The organism is Pantoea sp. E2023-21, from assembly GCF_051302795.1.
Classification (GTDB): Bacteria; Pseudomonadota; Gammaproteobacteria; order Enterobacterales; family Enterobacteriaceae; genus Pantoea; species Pantoea ludwigii_A.
On the sequence record NZ_CP195344.1, the window covers coordinates 3,437,559 to 3,452,759 of the forward strand.

A 15,201-nucleotide genomic window follows, 5' to 3' on the forward strand; every position below is an offset into this window, starting at 1 on the left:
GGTGCTTAACACTGGGACAATCAGGCGAAACGTCTTGTACCTCTACATTGAGACACTGAAACAGAGACTGGATGCTATTAACCAGCTGCGCGTTGATCGCGCACTGGCTGCCATGGGACCTGCTTTCCAGCAAGTCTACAGTCTGCTGCCAACATTATTGCACTACCATCATCCGCTGATGCCGGGCTACCTCGAAGGTAGCGTTCCACACGGCGTCTGCCTCTACACGCCCGATGAAAATCAATTTCAACTGTTGCAGAACTTAGCGGGCGGTCAATCACTCGAACTCAACACTGCCGCAGCCGGCGAACGTCCGATTACCGGTATTTACTCAATGGGCAGTACGTCGTCCGTTGGGCAAAACAGCATCTCCGATCTCGACATTTGGGTGTGCCATCAATCCTGGCTGGATAATGAAGAGCGCCTCAATCTGCAGCGTAAGTGTACGCTGTTGCAAAAATGGTGTGTGTCGATGGGTGTGGAAGTCAGCTTCTTCCTGATCGATGAGAACCGTTTCCGCCATAACGAAAGCGGCAGCCTCGGCGGCGAGGACTGCGGTTCTACCCAACATATTTTGCTGCTGGATGAGTTTTACCGTACCGCCGTGCGCATGGCGGGTAAACGCATCCTGTGGAACATGGTGCCTGGCGAAGAAGAGCATCATTACGACGATTACGTCATGTCGCTCTATTCACAAGGTGTGCTGACGCCAAATGAGTGGCTGGATCTCGGCGGCCTTGGCACGCTGTCGGCGGAAGAGTACTTCGGTGCCAGCTTGTGGCAACTCTATAAAAGCATCGATTCGCCGTACAAAGCGGTGCTGAAAACCCTGCTGCTGGAAGCCTATAGCTGGGAATATCCCAATACTCAGTTGCTGTCGATGGACATCAAACAGCGCCTGCACGATGGCGAAATTGTCTGCTTCGGCCTCGATCCCTACTGCATGATGCTGGAGCGCGTGACCCGCTACCTCACCAGCGTGGATGACATGGCGCGCCTCGATTTAGTGCGTCGATGTTTCTACTTAAAAGTGTGTGAAAAGCTCTCCAGCGAAGATCACCATCATCAGCGCACGGGCTGGCGTCGCGAGATTCTTTCGCAGCTGGTGAAAGAGTGGGGCTGGGATGAAGAGAAGTTAGCGGTATTGGATAACCGTGCGCAGTGGAAAATCGAACGGGTACGTGAAGCGCACAATGAGCTGCTGGATGCGATGATGCAGAGCTATCGCAACCTGATTCGCTTTGCACGTCGTAACAATTTAAGCGTCAGTGCCAGCCCGCAGGATATCGGCGTGCTGACGCGTAAACTGTATGCCGCTTTTGAGGCGCTGCCGGGTAAAGTCACCTTAGTGAACCCGCAGATTTCACCCGATCTGTCAGAAGAGAATCTCACCTTTATTCACGTTCCGGCGGGCCGCGCTAATCGCGCCGGTTGGTATCTGTATAACCAATCGCCGGACATGAGTTCGATCATCAGCCATCAGCCGCTGGAATATAACCGCTATCTGAACAAATTGGTGGCATGGGCGTGGTTTAACGGTTTGCTGACTAGCAAAACGCGTCTGCATATGAAAGGCAACGATCTGTGCGATCTGCCGCGGCTGCAGGAACTGGTTAATGATGTGTCGAGCCACTTCCCGCTGCGCGTGCCGGCTCCGACGCCGAAAGCGCTCTACAGCCCGTGCGAAATTCGTCACTTAGCCATTATCGTTAACCTCGAGCACGATCCCACTTCGGCGTTCCGCAATCAGGTGGTGCATTTTGATTTCCGTAAGCTGGATGTGTTCAGCTTCGGTCAGCAACAGCAATGCCTGATTGGCAGCATCGATCTGCTGTATCGCAACTCATGGAACGAAGTGCGTACGCTGCACTTCAACGGCGAGCAGGCGATGATTGAAGCGCTGAAGACCATTCTCGGCAAAATGCATCAGGATGCGGCACCGCCAGACACGGTGGAAGTGTTCTGCTACAGCCAGCATCTGCGTGGCTTGATTCGTACCCGCGTGCAACAGTTGGTTTCTGAATGCATTGAGCTGCGCTTGTCGAGCACGCGTCAGGAACCTGGTCGCTTTAAAGCGTTGCGAATGGCGGGCCAAACGTGGGGCTTATTCTTCGAGCGCATGAGCGTGTCAGTGCAGAAGCTGGAAAACGCCGTTGAATTCTATGGCGCGATTTCTAATAACAAGCTGCACGGCTTGTCGATCAAAGTGGAATCGAACCAGACGCCGCTGCCGCCGGTGGTGAACGGTTACGCCAGCGAAGGCATTATTCAGTTCTTCTTCGAAGACACCAATGACGATCGCGGTTTCAACATTTACATCCTCGACGAAACCAATCGCGTTGAGGTTTACCACCATTGCGAAGGCAGCAAGGAAGAGTTGGTGCGCGACGTGAGTCGATTCTATTCGTCGTCACATGACCGTTTTACTTACGGCTCCAGCTTTATCAATTTCAACCTGCCGCAGTTCTACCAGATTGTGAATACTGGCGAACGTTTCCAGGTGATTCCTTTCCGCAGCCAAACGCTGACGCAGCTCTGCGCCACGCAGCCTGACAACGACAACGGCGACTTCCAGCCGCGCTACCAAATGCATTGATCCCGCTCGCGTTCGCGCGGCGGGATGCGCTGTTACTCTGACCTGCCGCAGGAAATGCGGCTATTTCCTGTTGCTTTTACAACGTCAACTGCGATGATAAGCAACCATGGCTTAAGGACAGAAGAGCAGAAGAATGATACGAGTGATAAGTCAGCTGGGTATAGCGCTGGCACTGGTCAGCCTGGTAGGCTGTGGCCTGAAAGGACCGCTATATTTCCCGCCGAAAGATCAGCCAAATAAGCCGAAACAGCAGGTCACCGAGCAGCAGCAAAAAGCCGCTCAGGATGCTGATGTCGGTGGTTTGGTCACCAGCAAGCCTGGTTCGCAGGCAAACTAAACTCTATGAGTAATCCGGCGGAGCAGAAAATGCAGTTCTCAAAAATGCACGGTCTCGGCAACGACTTTATGGTCGTGGATGCTGTGACGCAAAACGTCTTTTTTTCGCCGGAACTGATTCGCCGCCTGGCGGACAGAAATCTGGGGATCGGTTTTGATCAGCTCCTGATCGTCGAACCGCCCTACGATCCGGATCTCGATTTTCATTATCGCATTTTCAATGCCGATGGCAGCGAAGTCGCGCAGTGCGGTAATGGCGCACGCTGCTTCGCCCGCTTTGTGCGTCTGAAAGGGTTAACCAACAAAAACGACATCCGCGTCAGTACCCAGACCGGCCGCATGGTGCTCAGCGTCACCAATGACGAGCTGGTGCGCGTCAATATGGGCCTGCCCAACTTCGAACCGCAAAGTGTGCCGCTACGTGCGAATAAAGCAGAGAACCTTTATTTGCAGCGTGTTGCCGAGCAAACCGTGATGTTTGGTGCGGTATCGATGGGCAATCCGCACTGCGTGATTCAGGTGGAAAGCGTGAAAACCGCGCCGGTGGAAACGCTCGGTCCGGAGCTGGAAAGCCACGAACGTTTCCCGGAGCGCGTCAATGTTGGCTTTATGGAAGTAGTCAATCGTGAACATATCCGTCTGCGGGTGTACGAACGCGGTGCAGGCGAAACCCAAGCCTGCGGCAGCGGCGCATGCGCGGCGGTGGCGTGTGGCGTTCAGCAAGGTATTTTGGCGGAGAATGTCCGCGTCGATTTGCCAGGCGGCACGCTGCATATTGCCTGGAAAGGGGAAGGGCAACCGCTGTATATGACCGGTCCTGCCACACACGTCTACGATGGGTTTATTCATCTATGAAAAATGTCGAAGAGCAAACCGAAAATGAGGTTTTGCTGGACGATCAATCGGTAAGCGCATTTCTGCGTCAACACCCCGATTTCTTTATTCGCAATGCGCGCCAGGTTGAGCAGATGATGGTGCCGCATCCGGTGCGCGGCAGCGTTTCGCTGGTGGAGTGGCATATGGCGCGTCAGCGCAACCACATTCAGCAGTTGGAAGAGGAGATCACGCTGTTGATGGAGCAAGCCACGGCTAACCATCAGCTGTTTGATCGCCTGCTGGCGCTGCAGGGCTACCTCGCCGCCGCAGACAGCTTGCAAGAGATGCTTACGCGTCTGCATCGCTGGGCGCGCGAACTGGGTCTGGCGGGTGCGCATGTGCGGGTATTCAATGATAAATGGCACATTGGCGCGCCATCGGATTTTACCCAACTCGGTTTGTCACGTCAGGCATTTGAACCGCTGCGTATTCAGCGCTTCGGTAATGAACATCACTATCTTGGTAGCCTGAACGGCCCGGAATTGCTGCTGCTGTTGCCGCAGGCCAAAGCGATTGGCTCGGTAGCGATGTCGCTGATGGGTGAGCGCGGTGAATTGGGCGTATTGATGTTTACCAGTCGCGATAATCAGCATTATCAGGCGGGCATGGGCACGCTGCTGCTGCAGCATCTGGCACAAATGCTGCCGGATTTGCTGTCACGCTGGATTGAACGCGCATGAGTAACGCCAGTCCGCTGCTGCCGGCCGTGGATGACTTTCTGCGTTATCTGAAGGTTGAACGCCAGCTCAGTCCGCTGACGCAAAAGAATTACCAACGGCAATTGCAGGCGATTATGGCAATGGCTGATGAGATGAAGCTGACGAGCTGGGCGCAACTTGAACCCGCGCAGGTGCGCAGCCTGGCGGCACGCAGTCGCCGTGGCGGCTTGGGCGCCAGCAGCCTGGCGCTGCGTATGTCGGCGCTGCGTAGTTTTCTCGACTGGCAAGTCCATCAAGGCATGTTGAGCGCCAATCCCGCCAAAGGGATTTCCACGCCGCGTAACGCGCGCCATCTGCCGAAAAACATGGATGTCGATGAAGTTAACCAATTGCTGGAGATCGACCTCAACGATCCGCTGGCGGTGCGCGATCGCGCCATGCTGGAAACCATGTACGGCGGCGGATTGCGTCTGTCCGAGCTGGTGAATATGGATTGTCGTCACATGGATTTAGACGCTGGCGAAGTACGGGTGCTGGGTAAAGGCAGTAAAGAGCGTCGGGTACCGATTGGAGGCACGGCGGTGACGTGGATCCAGCATTGGTTACCGTTGCGCGATAGCTTTGCGCCGCAGGATGATGCGGTGTTTGTCTCCAGCCGCGGCAGCCGTATTTCAACGCGCAATGTGCAGAAGCGTTTTGCCGAATGGGGCATTAAGCAAGGCGTTGCCAGCCATATTCATCCGCATAAATTGCGCCACTCATTTGCCACGCATTTGCTGGAATCGAGCGGCGATCTGCGCGCGGTGCAGGAACTGCTCGGTCACGCCAATCTGGCGACCACGCAAATTTACACCCATCTGGATTTCCAGCATCTGGCTACGGTTTATGATGCGGCCCATCCGCGTGCCAAACGAGGAAAGTCTTAATGAAGTTTTATCGTCCACTCGGCCCGATCAAAGCGATCACCTTTGATCTCGACGACACGCTGTATGACAACCATCCCGTGATCCGTAAAACCACCGCCGAATCGCATGCTGCATTGCAGGCGTATCATCCGGCGCTGCGTGAGTTTACCCCAGCGGATTATCAGGTGCTGCGTAATGAATTGCTGGCGCGCGAGCCGGAAATTTATCACGACGTGTCTGAATGGCGCCGCCGTTCGGTGGAGCTGGCGCTGCTCAATGTTGGCTTATCGGCAGCGGAAGCGACTGCCGGTGCCAGCGACGTAATGAGCGTGTTCCACCAGTGGCGCAGCGAAGTGACGATGCCGGAAGAGACGCATCAAACGCTGACGTGGCTGGGCGAGCGCGTGCCGCTGGTGGCGATCACCAACGGCAATGCCTGCCCGGAAAAACTCGGTATCAACCACTACTTCCAGTTTGCACTGCGTGCTGGTCCGCACGGTCGCGCTAAGCCGTGGCAGGATATGTATCATCTGGCCGCAGAGCGGTTAAACATCGCGCCGCAAAACATTCTGCATGTTGGAGACGATCTCACCACCGATGTCGCCGGTTCGCTGCGCGCGGGCATGCAAGCCTGCTGGATCAACCTGCGCGCAGGCAATCTGATGAAGATTGATGATGCGCGTGTGCTGCCGCACGTGGAAATTGATCGGTTGGCATCTTTAACCTCGCTGCTATAATCCACACATGTAAATATATACAGCGGTATCCCTCGCTCTTCGATTTGCCGTAGCGTTGGCTGCGCGCGTTCACCCCGGCCACTTACTCATGTAAGCGCCCGGGGATCCTCGCACTGGCCGCTTTGCTGCAAATCGAATGATTTTGGATACCGTCAAATTCCTCTCGAGAACGGTGCTTATGGACGTTTCTGAACTGCTTGACGGCTTGAATGACAAACAGCGCGAGGCGGTCGCCGCACCGCGTAGCAATCTGCTGGTGCTGGCCGGAGCAGGCAGTGGCAAAACCCGTGTGCTGGTGCATCGCATCGCCTGGCTGCTGTCGGTCGAGAACTGCTCGCCGTATTCGATTATGGCGGTGACCTTTACCAACAAAGCGGCGGCGGAGATGCGTCACCGTATCGACCAGCTGATCGGCACCAGCCAGGGCGGTATGTGGATTGGTACCTTCCACGGCCTGGCACACCGTTTATTGCGTGCGCATCATCTCGATGCCGGCTTGCCGCAGGATTTCCAGATTCTCGACAGCGACGATCAGCTGCGTCTGCTGAAGCGCCTGATCAAAGCCATGAACCTTGATGAGAAGCAGTGGCCTGCACGTCAGGGCATGTGGTACATCAACGGCAAAAAAGATGAAGGCCTGCGTCCAAAACACATCGAAAGCTACGGCAATCCGGTGGAGCAAACCTGGCTACGCATCTATCAGGCGTATCAGGAAGCCTGCGATCGCGCTGGCTTGGTAGATTTTGCCGAGCTGCTGCTGCGCGCCCATGAACTGTGGCTCAACAAGCCGCACATCCTGAATCATTACCGCGAGCGTTTCAGCAACGTGCTGGTCGATGAATTCCAGGATACTAACAACATTCAGTACGCGTGGATTCGCATGCTGGCGGGCGATACGGGCCGCGTGATCATCGTCGGCGATGATGACCAGTCGATTTACGGCTGGCGCGGTGCGCAGGTAGAAAACATCCAGCGCTTCCTGCAGGATTTTCCCGGTGCAGAAACCATCCGTCTGGAGCAGAACTATCGCTCGACCAACAATATTCTTAAAGCCGCTAATACACTGATCGCCAATAACAATGGCCGCCTCGGCAAAGAATTATGGACCGACGGCAGCGACGGCGAAAAGATCTCACTCTACTGCGCGTTCAACGAGCTGGACGAAGCGCGCTTTGTGGTGAACCGTATCAAAAGCTGGCATGAGAACGGCAACGCGCTGCAGGATTGCGCCATTCTCTACCGCAGCAACGCCCAATCGCGTGTGCTGGAAGAGGCGCTGCTGCAAGGCAGCATGCCGTATCGCATTTATGGCGGTATGCGCTTCTTCGAACGTCAGGAAATTAAAGATGCGCTGGCCTATCTGCGTTTGATGGCCAATCGCAATGACGATGCGGCCTTTGAACGTGTGGTCAACACGCCGGTGCGCGGCGTAGGCGATCGCACCCTTGACGTAGTACGTCAAACCGCGCGCGAGCAGCAGCTAACGATGTGGCAGGCAACGCGCGAGCTGTTACAGAATAAAGCCTTAGCGGGACGCGCCGCGTCGGCATTGCAACGCTTCTGCGAACTGGTGGATTCACTGGCCACGGAAACCGCCGAGATGCCGCTTCATGTCCAGACCGATCGGGTAATTAAAGACTCCGGTTTGTGGATCATGTACGAACAGGAGAAGGGCGAAAAAGGTCAGGCGCGAATTGAAAACCTTGAGGAATTGGTGACGGCCACGCGCCAGTTCAGTTATCAGGATGAAGACGAAGATTTGATGCCGTTGCAGGCGTTCTTATCGCATGCGGCGCTGGAAGCGGGCGAAGGCCAGGCCGACAAATGGCAGGATGCAGTGCAGTTGATGACCATGCACTCGGCGAAAGGGCTTGAGTTCAGCCAGGTGTTTATCGTCGGCATGGAAGAGGGGATGTTCCCGAGCCAGATGTCGCTGGATGAAGGCGGTCGACTGGAAGAAGAACGCCGTCTGGCTTACGTCGGTGTGACGCGCGCGATGGTGAAACTCACGCTGACCTACGCCGAAACCCGCCGTCTTTATGGTAAGGAAGTCTATCACCGCCCATCGCGCTTCATCGGCGAGCTACCGGAAGAGTGCGTGGAAGAGGTGCGTTTGCGCGCCAGCGTCAGTCGTCCGGTGAGTCATCAACGCATGGGCACGCCGATCGCGCATAACGACAGCGGCTTCTCACTCGGCCAGCGCGTGCGTCATGCTAAGTTCGGCGAAGGCACCATCATCAACCTCGAAGGCAGCGGCGAACACAGTCGTTTACAAGTGGCGTTTCAGGGCCAGGGAATCAAGTGGTTGGTGGCGGCTTACGCCCGTCTGGAAACGGTGTAGCGCGGTTGCGCTACCTTGACGACTTTTTCGTCTCAGCGTAACATGCGCGCACTATTATCATGAGAGGACAATGCCTTGGACGCGCCCAGTCGATGCTGGCTCAATCACCTGTTTAACAGGAACTCCTAAGGTTACCTCTTTGAGCTGGTAGCCTTAGCGGTTATCAGCGACCTCCCTTTTTTACTCTCGTCGCATGAGTTAGCACTGATTTACCCTTGAAGCGAAAGTTTCCGTGTTCAGGCTTCGCCGTGCCCGTAATCTAAAGTGGTCACTGCTATGTCCCATTACGTCTGCAATGGGGAGTTATTGCTATGCTGAGCGCATTTAAACTCGATCGTAATCGCCTGACGCGCATCGAGCTGGAAGAAGACAACGACAAACTCAACACTTCGGTGTGGGTCGATCTGATCGAACCCGACGACAGCGAACGCGATCGCGTGCAGTGTGAGCTCGGCCAGAGCCTGGCAACGCGTCCGGAACTAGAAGACATCGAAGCCTCGGCGCGTTTCTTCGAAGACGAAGACGGTCTGCACATTCACTCCTTCTTCTTCTTTGAAGATGCTGAAGACCATGCGGGCAACTCCACCGTGGCCTTTACCATTCGTGAAGATCGTCTGTATACGCTGCGCGAACGCGAACTGCCGGCGTTCCGCCTGTATCGCATGCGTGCGCGTAATCAGACACTGACCGATGGCAACGCCTATGAGCTGCTGCTGGATCTGTTTGAGACCAAAATCGAGCAGCTGGCGGATGAGATCGAGAACATCTATAGCGCGCTGGAGAAACTCAGCCGCGTGATTATGGAAGGCCAGCAGGGCGAAGAGTATGACCAGGCACTGTCACGCTTAGCCGAGCTGGAAGATATCGGCTGGAAAGTGCGTTTGTGTCTGATGGATACCCAGCGCGCACTCAACTTCCTGGTACGCAAGGCGCGTCTGCCGGGCAATCAGCTGGAGCAGGCGCGTGAAATCCTGCGCGATATCGAATCGCTGTTGCCGCATAACGAATCGCTGTTCCAGAAAGTGAACTTCCTGATGCAGGCGGCGATGGGGTTCATCAACATCGAGCAGAACCGCATCATCAAGATCTTTTCGGTGGTTTCCGTGGTATTCCTGCCGCCAACGCTGGTGGCGTCAAGCTACGGTATGAACTTCGAGTTTATGCCAGAGCTCAAATGGAGCTTTGGTTATCCGGGCGCGATTAGCCTGATGATCCTCGCCGGGCTGGCGCCGTACCTCTATTTCAAGCGTAAAAACTGGTTGTAACCTGCCGAGTATCCCGGTCGTCATGAATGACGACCCTACAAAATCGCTCCTGAAAACGTAGGGTCGCCATTTATGGCGACCGGAAAGCGCTTAAGCGATTAGCATTAGCTCATAAACTAGCGCTGTTCCTCATTTCTGCGTAACCTGTTGGTTCTGTTTTCTTTCTGATTCCACCTTATGGCGCGCTTCTCATTGCGACTTCAGTGGACACTTCTGCTGATTGCATCGTTAGTGCTGGGGATTATCCTTCAGCTGTTCCACCTGCCTGCGGCCTTGCTACTGGGTCCGATGATCGTCGGCACCTTTATGGGCTTGTCCGGCGCAACCGTTCGCATCGATAAACGTTTCTTTGTGCTGGCACAGGCGGTGCTCGGCTGCATGATCGGCCAGAGCTTATCGCCCGGCATTCTCACCCCGCTGATCCAGGATTGGCCGGTGGTGCTGGCGGTGCTGGTGCTGACGCTCGCGGCCAGCGGTTTGTCCGGTTTTCTCCTGGTGCGCTTCAGTCATTTGCCAGGGCCCACCGGCGCGTGGGGATCGTCGCCCGGCGGCGCGTCGGCGATGGTGGCGATGGCCGGTGATTTCGGTGCGGATGTGCGGCTGGTGGCGTTCATGCAGTATCTGCGCGTGTTATTCGTCGCAACGGCGGCCGCCGTGGTGGCGCGCATTGGTTTGGGCACCAACGGCGGTGCCGCTGAGCTGGTATGGTTTCCCGCGCTGCAAAGCAGCTTTCTGCTAACCCTGGTGGTGATGGTCGCCGGTGCCTGGCTCGGGCAACGATTACGCATTCCGTCGGGCGCATTGCTGCTGCCCGCGCTGATTGGCGCGGTGCTGCACGGTACCGATGTGGCGACCTTGCAGGTACCGGAATGGCTGCTGGCGCTGGCCTATTCATTGATTGGCTGGAGCGTGGGATTGCGCTTTACCCGGCCGATCTTTCTGTTAGCGCTGCGTACGCTGCCGCAAATGCTGGTGTCGATTTTTGGCTTGATGCTGCTGTGCGGCGGCTTAGCCTGGATGCTGACGCGCGTTCTGCACGTCGATCTGATGACGGCCTATCTGGCAACCAGCCCGGGCGGGCTGGATACCGTGGCGATTATTGCGGCCGGCACACGCGTCGATATGGCATTTGTGATGGCACTGCAGACGCTGCGTCTGTTCACCATCCTGCTGACCGGCCCGGCGCTGGCGCGGTTTATCTCACGCTACGCGCACGCGCGAACGCGCTGAAAACGTCACTGCATCAATAATGAATACGGCGAGTGCCAGCCAGATAAAGCCGAAGGTCACCATTTTATCTGGCGTCAGGCTCTCGCCGTAGAAGATCACCGCCAGCAGGAACATCAATGTCGGGCCGAGATACTGGAAGAAGCCGACGGTCGATAAGCGCAGACGTGCACAGGCTGCAGCAAACAGCATCAGTGGAATGGTGGTGAGAATACCCGCCGCGACCAGTTTCAGATTCAGGCTCATCGCATTAGCGCTGAGATGGCTGGTGGCGCTATCGGCGAAGCCAAACAGGTAAATCGCCGCCAGCGGGAACAGCCACATTGTCTCGATTAACATGCCGCTCTGCGCATCCACCTGAATCTTTTTACGCACCAGACCATACAGAGAAAAACTCAACGCCAGGCCAAGGCCGATAATCGGTAGCGATCCAAATTGCCACAGCTGTACCAGCACGCCGGTGGTCGCCAGTAACACCGCCAGCCACTGTAAGCGGCGGAAGCGCTCGCGCAGAAACAGCATGCCAAACACCACGTTAATCAGCGGGTTAATAAAGTAGCCGAGGCTGGCTTCCAGCATATGCTGATTATTCACCGCCCAGATAAACAGTAGCCAGTTGCCGCCAATGGTAACGGCGGTCAGTGCCAGCAACATCATTTTTTTGGGCTGAGCCAGCACGCTGCGCACCTGTGTCCAGCTGCGGGTTAACGTGATCAGTAGCAGCATAAAAAGTGCTGACCAAATCACGCGATGCGTCATGATTTCGGGGGCGGGTACCTCTTTCACCAGCTTGAAGTAGGCCGGTGCGATGCCCCAAATAAAGTAAGCGCCGAGCGCGTAGCCAATACCCTGGCGAGTTTGTTGCGTATCCATTTTACATCCGAAAAGGTGGCGATCAGCCAATCATATAAGTCGCGGTAGCGGTGGCGATATAATCGCCTTGCTGGTTATGTAACTCTACGCGCGCCACGGCGACTTTGTTGCCACCGCGTAGCAGGCTGCTCGTGGCGACAAAGCGTTCACCGCGCCCGGGACGCAGGTAATCAACGCGCATATCAATGGTGCCCATACGTGACAGGCGCTGACGAAGCTCTTCCTCGGTAATGCTCTCCTGGCGCGTCAACGCATAGCTGACACACACCAGACCGGCGGCGACATCCAGCACTGAAGCAATCACGCCGCCGTGCAAAATCTGCTGCGCCGCGTTGCCGACCAACATGGTTTTATTGGCGAAGCCGAGCTCGGCGTAATCCGCTTCCAGTCGATCCAACTCTAATCCGAGCGCCTGATTAAAGGGCATGTGATAAACAAAGATTTCACCAATCAGACGGCGCGCGTCCTGCGGCGTCAGCAACGGGGATGACATAATGCCTGCCTTAAAATGTTAACGAGTTGTGTATATTATGCCGCGTTCGAGCCGCTTTCCAGTTTCGAAAATCGGCGCTGATCAACCGCAGGTTTTGCGTGTAGAATGGCCTGCTTTTTGAACCGTCCTTGACGATTACGACACGCAGTTCTCTGGAGAATTCTATGCGTAAGCATTACGCCTTGCTGGCCGCGGCACTGATCCTTCCTGGCCTGGCGCAGGCCGACGAAGCCACGATAAAAGAGGTTCATGATGCACCGGCAGTGAAGGGCAGCATTATCGCTAACCTGCTGGAGAAACACGATAACCCGTTCGTGCTTTATCCTTACGAAAACAACTATCTGCTTTACACTTACACCACAGACATGAACAAAGAGGCGATCTCTTCGTACAACTGGGCAGACAAAGCAAAAAATGATGAAGTAAAATTCCAGCTCAGCCTGGCGTTTCCCTTGTGGCGCGGCATTTTAGGCGATAACTCGGTGCTGGCCGCGTCTTATACTCAGCGGTCGTGGTGGCAGCTCTCAAACCGTGGCGCTTCATCACCGTTTCGTGAAACCGATTATGAGCCGCAGATTTTCCTCGGCTGGGCCACCGATTACACCTTCGCGGGCTGGACCTTGCGTGACGTGGAAACCGGCTTAGTACACCAGTCGAATGGTCGTAGTGAACCGACCTCGCGCAGCTGGAACCGCGTTTATGCCCGCTTGATGGCAGAGAATGGCAATCTGCTCGCAGAGATCAAACCCTGGTATCGTCTGCCGGAAAGTGAAAGCAATGACGATAATCCGGACATCACCAAATACATGGGTTACTACCGCGCCAAGCTCGGCTACATGATGGGCGATAGCATTTTCAGCGTGGAAGGCAACTACAACTGGAACAGCGGCTTCGGTGGTGCAACTTTCGCCTGGAGCTATCCGATCTCTGAGCACGTGCGTTTTTACACGCAGGTCTTCAGCGGTTATGGTGAGTCGTTGATCGACTATAACCATCGCCAGACACGCTTCGGCGTGGGCGTGACGCTCAACGATCTGTTCTAACCCGCAAAAAATACAGGATTACCGTGGCAACATCGGCAGTGCTTAATCAGGAAATGCTGGCGCAGCAGGTATTACAAGATACCTTCGGCTATCAGCAGTTCCGCCCAGGTCAGCAGAACATCATCGAAACCGCCCTGTCAGGACGCGATTGTTTGGTGGTGATGCCGACCGGCGGCGGCAAATCGCTATGCTATCAAATCCCGGCGCTGGTGCGCGAAGGACTGACGCTGGTGGTTTCACCGCTGATTTCACTGATGAAAGATCAGGTCGATCAGCTGCTGGCTAACGGCGTCGCCGCGGCGTGCCTCAACTCGACGCAGACGCGCGAACAGCAGCAGCAGGTTTTTGCGGATTGCCGCACTGGCAAGCTCAAGCTGCTGTATATCGCGCCTGAACGCCTGATGATGGACAACTTCCTCGACAGCCTGCACCAGTGGAATCCGGTGATGCTGGCGGTGGATGAAGCCCACTGTATTTCGCAATGGGGCCACGATTTCCGTCCGGAATATGGCTCGATCGGTCAGCTGCGTCAGCATTTCCCTGATCTGCCGGTGATGGCGCTAACCGCCACCGCCGATGAAACCACGCGCAACGACATCGCTCATTTGCTGCAGATGGACGATCCGCTGATTCAAATTAGCAGCTTTGACCGCCCGAATATTCGCTACACGCTGGTGGAGAAATTCAAACCCACCGAGCAGTTACTGCGTTACGTGCAGGATCAGCGCGGCAAAAGCGGCATTATTTACTGTAACAGCCGCGCCAAAGTGGAAGACACTGCCGCGCGCCTGCAAAGCCGGGGCTTGAGTGTTGGCGCTTATCACGCCGGCATTGATAGCGCGCAGCGAGCCAGCGTGCAGGAAGCCTTCCAGCGTGACGATCTGCAAATTGTGGTCGCTACCGTGGCGTTTGGCATGGGCATCAACAAACCCAACGTGCGCTTTGTGGTGCACTTCGATATCCCGCGTAACATTGAATCCTATTATCAGGAAACCGGGCGCGCCGGACGAGATGGCCTGCCTGCCGAAGCGATGATGCTGTACGATCCCGCCGATATGGCGTGGTTGCGTAAATGTCTGGAAGAAAAAGTGCCCGGACCGTTGCAGGATATAGAACGCCACAAGCTCAACGCGATGGGGGCGTTTGCGGAAGCACAAACCTGTCGTCGTCTGGTGCTGCTGAACTATTTCGGCGAAGGGCGTCAGCAGCAGTGCGATAACTGCGATATCTGCCTCGATCCGCCGCGTCGCTACGACGGCTTGCTGGAAGCGCAAAAGGCGCTGTCGAGCATCTATCGTACCGGCCAGCGCTTTGGTATGGGCTATATTGTGGAAGTTTTGCGCGGAGCCAGTAATCAGCGTATCCGCGACAACGGCCATGACAAACTGCCGGTGTACGGTTTAGGCCGCGAACACAGCCATGAACACTGGATCAGCGTGCTGCGCCAACTGATTCACCTCGGAATGGTGACGCAAAACATCGCGATGCATTCGGCGCTGCAACTTACCGAAGCGGCGCGTCCGGTTTTACGTGCCGAAGTGCCGCTGATGCTAGCGGTGCCGCGTATCGTAACGGTGAAAGCGCGCGGCAGCAGTTCGCCGAAAGTGCACAGCGGCAATTACGATCGCCAATTATTTGCCAAGCTGCGTAAGCTGCGCAAAGCGATTGCGGATGAAGAGAATATTCCGCCGTACGTGGTATTTAACGATGCCACGCTGATTGAAATGGCAGAACAAATGCCGATAAGCGCGTCAGAAATGCTCAGCGTGAACGGCGTCGGTCATCGCAAACTGGAACGTTTTGGTAAGCCGTTCCTGGTGATGATCAAAGAACATGTTGATGAAGGCTAA

13 protein-coding genes are annotated in these 15,201 nt (G+C 55.7%); 11 read left to right on the forward strand and 2 right to left on the reverse strand.

All coding sequences use genetic code 11. The features are described from left to right. Positions 1–34: 34 nt before the first annotated feature. The 9 genes from ACRQ84_RS16145 (at position 35) to ACRQ84_RS16185 (ending at position 10,945) form a co-directional block, all read left to right on the forward strand. Positions 35–2,596, forward strand: a complete 2,562-nt coding sequence (locus tag ACRQ84_RS16145) for a class I adenylate cyclase (protein ID WP_064738162.1) — start codon at positions 35–37, stop codon at positions 2,594–2,596. Between the two features lie 133 nt (positions 2,597–2,729). After that, positions 2,730–2,933 carry an LPS translocon maturation chaperone LptM gene (lptM, locus tag ACRQ84_RS16150; protein ID WP_064738161.1) on the forward strand — a complete coding sequence of 68 codons (204 nt, stop codon included), beginning with the start codon at positions 2,730–2,732 and terminating at the stop codon, positions 2,931–2,933. Positions 2,934–2,962: 29 nt separating this feature from the next. Further along, positions 2,963–3,787 (forward strand): diaminopimelate epimerase, encoded by an 825-nt coding sequence (gene dapF / locus ACRQ84_RS16155; RefSeq protein ID WP_483816581.1) that lies wholly within the window; start codon positions 2,963–2,965, stop codon positions 3,785–3,787. After that, complete coding sequence (locus tag ACRQ84_RS16160) at positions 3,784–4,488, forward strand: DUF484 domain-containing protein (protein ID WP_064738160.1); 705 nt, start codon at positions 3,784–3,786, stop codon at positions 4,486–4,488. Before dapF ends, ACRQ84_RS16160 begins: the two co-directional genes overlap by 4 nt. Next, a complete protein-coding gene (xerC, locus tag ACRQ84_RS16165; protein WP_483816582.1) occupies positions 4,485–5,393 on the forward strand; it encodes a tyrosine recombinase XerC in 909 nt (302 codons plus the stop codon). Before ACRQ84_RS16160 ends, xerC begins: the two co-directional genes overlap by 4 nt. After that, entirely contained in the window at positions 5,393–6,109 is a 717-nt protein-coding gene (gene yigB, locus ACRQ84_RS16170; protein WP_483816583.1) for a 5-amino-6-(5-phospho-D-ribitylamino)uracil phosphatase YigB, read from the forward strand. Before xerC ends, yigB begins: the two co-directional genes overlap by 1 nt. 178 nt (positions 6,110–6,287) lie before the next feature. Then, on the forward strand, positions 6,288–8,450 hold the full coding sequence (gene uvrD, locus ACRQ84_RS16175) for a DNA helicase II (protein WP_483816584.1): 2,163 nt from the start codon (positions 6,288–6,290) through the stop codon (positions 8,448–8,450). Positions 8,451–8,761: 311 nt separating this feature from the next. Further along, positions 8,762–9,715: a magnesium/cobalt transporter CorA gene (gene corA / locus ACRQ84_RS16180; protein WP_483816585.1), complete on the forward strand. Its 954-nt coding sequence runs from the start codon at positions 8,762–8,764 to the stop codon at positions 9,713–9,715. Positions 9,716–9,892: 177 nt separating this feature from the next. Then, complete coding sequence (locus ACRQ84_RS16185) at positions 9,893–10,945, forward strand: AbrB family transcriptional regulator (RefSeq protein WP_064738156.1); 1,053 nt, start codon at positions 9,893–9,895, stop codon at positions 10,943–10,945. Here the strand turns inward: ACRQ84_RS16185 and rarD are convergent. Continuing rightward, positions 10,916–11,815: an EamA family transporter RarD gene (rarD, locus tag ACRQ84_RS16190; RefSeq protein ID WP_483816586.1), complete on the reverse strand. Its 900-nt coding sequence runs from the start codon at positions 11,813–11,815 to the stop codon at positions 10,916–10,918. The genes ACRQ84_RS16185 and rarD overlap by 30 nt on opposite strands. A 22-nt stretch (positions 11,816–11,837) precedes the next feature. After that, positions 11,838–12,308, reverse strand: a complete 471-nt coding sequence (locus ACRQ84_RS16195) for a thioesterase family protein (RefSeq protein ID WP_064738154.1) — start codon at positions 12,306–12,308, stop codon at positions 11,838–11,840. Positions 12,309–12,472: 164 nt separating this feature from the next. Here ACRQ84_RS16195 and pldA point away from each other — a divergent pair, with 164 nt between their 5' ends. After that, positions 12,473–13,351, forward strand: coding sequence for a phospholipase A (gene pldA, locus ACRQ84_RS16200; protein WP_064738153.1), 879 nt, complete (start codon positions 12,473–12,475; stop codon positions 13,349–13,351). Between the two features lie 23 nt (positions 13,352–13,374). Next, the gene (gene recQ, locus ACRQ84_RS16205) at positions 13,375–15,201 is read left to right on the forward strand and encodes an ATP-dependent DNA helicase RecQ (protein ID WP_064738152.1); all 1,827 of its coding nucleotides are present in this window, start codon (positions 13,375–13,377) and stop codon (positions 15,199–15,201) included.

Excerpts from the sequence above, each read along its gene's own strand:
- lptM (WP_064738161.1), top strand. The coding sequence starts at position 2,730 with ATGATACGAGTGATAAGTCAGCTGGGTATAGCGCTGGCACTGGTCAGC.
- dapF (WP_483816581.1), top strand. The coding sequence starts at position 2,963 with ATGCAGTTCTCAAAAATGCACGGTCTCGGCAACGACTTTATGGTCGTG.
- ACRQ84_RS16160 (WP_064738160.1), top strand. The coding sequence starts at position 3,784 with ATGAAAAATGTCGAAGAGCAAACCGAAAATGAGGTTTTGCTGGACGAT.
- xerC (WP_483816582.1), top strand. The coding sequence starts at position 4,485 with ATGAGTAACGCCAGTCCGCTGCTGCCGGCCGTGGATGACTTTCTGCGT.
- yigB (WP_483816583.1), top strand. The coding sequence starts at position 5,393 with ATGAAGTTTTATCGTCCACTCGGCCCGATCAAAGCGATCACCTTTGAT.
- uvrD (WP_483816584.1), top strand. The coding sequence starts at position 6,288 with ATGGACGTTTCTGAACTGCTTGACGGCTTGAATGACAAACAGCGCGAG.
- corA (WP_483816585.1), top strand. The coding sequence starts at position 8,762 with ATGCTGAGCGCATTTAAACTCGATCGTAATCGCCTGACGCGCATCGAG.
- ACRQ84_RS16185 (WP_064738156.1), top strand. The coding sequence starts at position 9,893 with ATGGCGCGCTTCTCATTGCGACTTCAGTGGACACTTCTGCTGATTGCA.
- rarD (WP_483816586.1), bottom strand. The coding sequence starts at position 11,815 with ATGGATACGCAACAAACTCGCCAGGGTATTGGCTACGCGCTCGGCGCT.
- ACRQ84_RS16195 (WP_064738154.1), bottom strand. The coding sequence starts at position 12,308 with ATGTCATCCCCGTTGCTGACGCCGCAGGACGCGCGCCGTCTGATTGGT.
- pldA (WP_064738153.1), top strand. The coding sequence starts at position 12,473 with ATGCGTAAGCATTACGCCTTGCTGGCCGCGGCACTGATCCTTCCTGGC.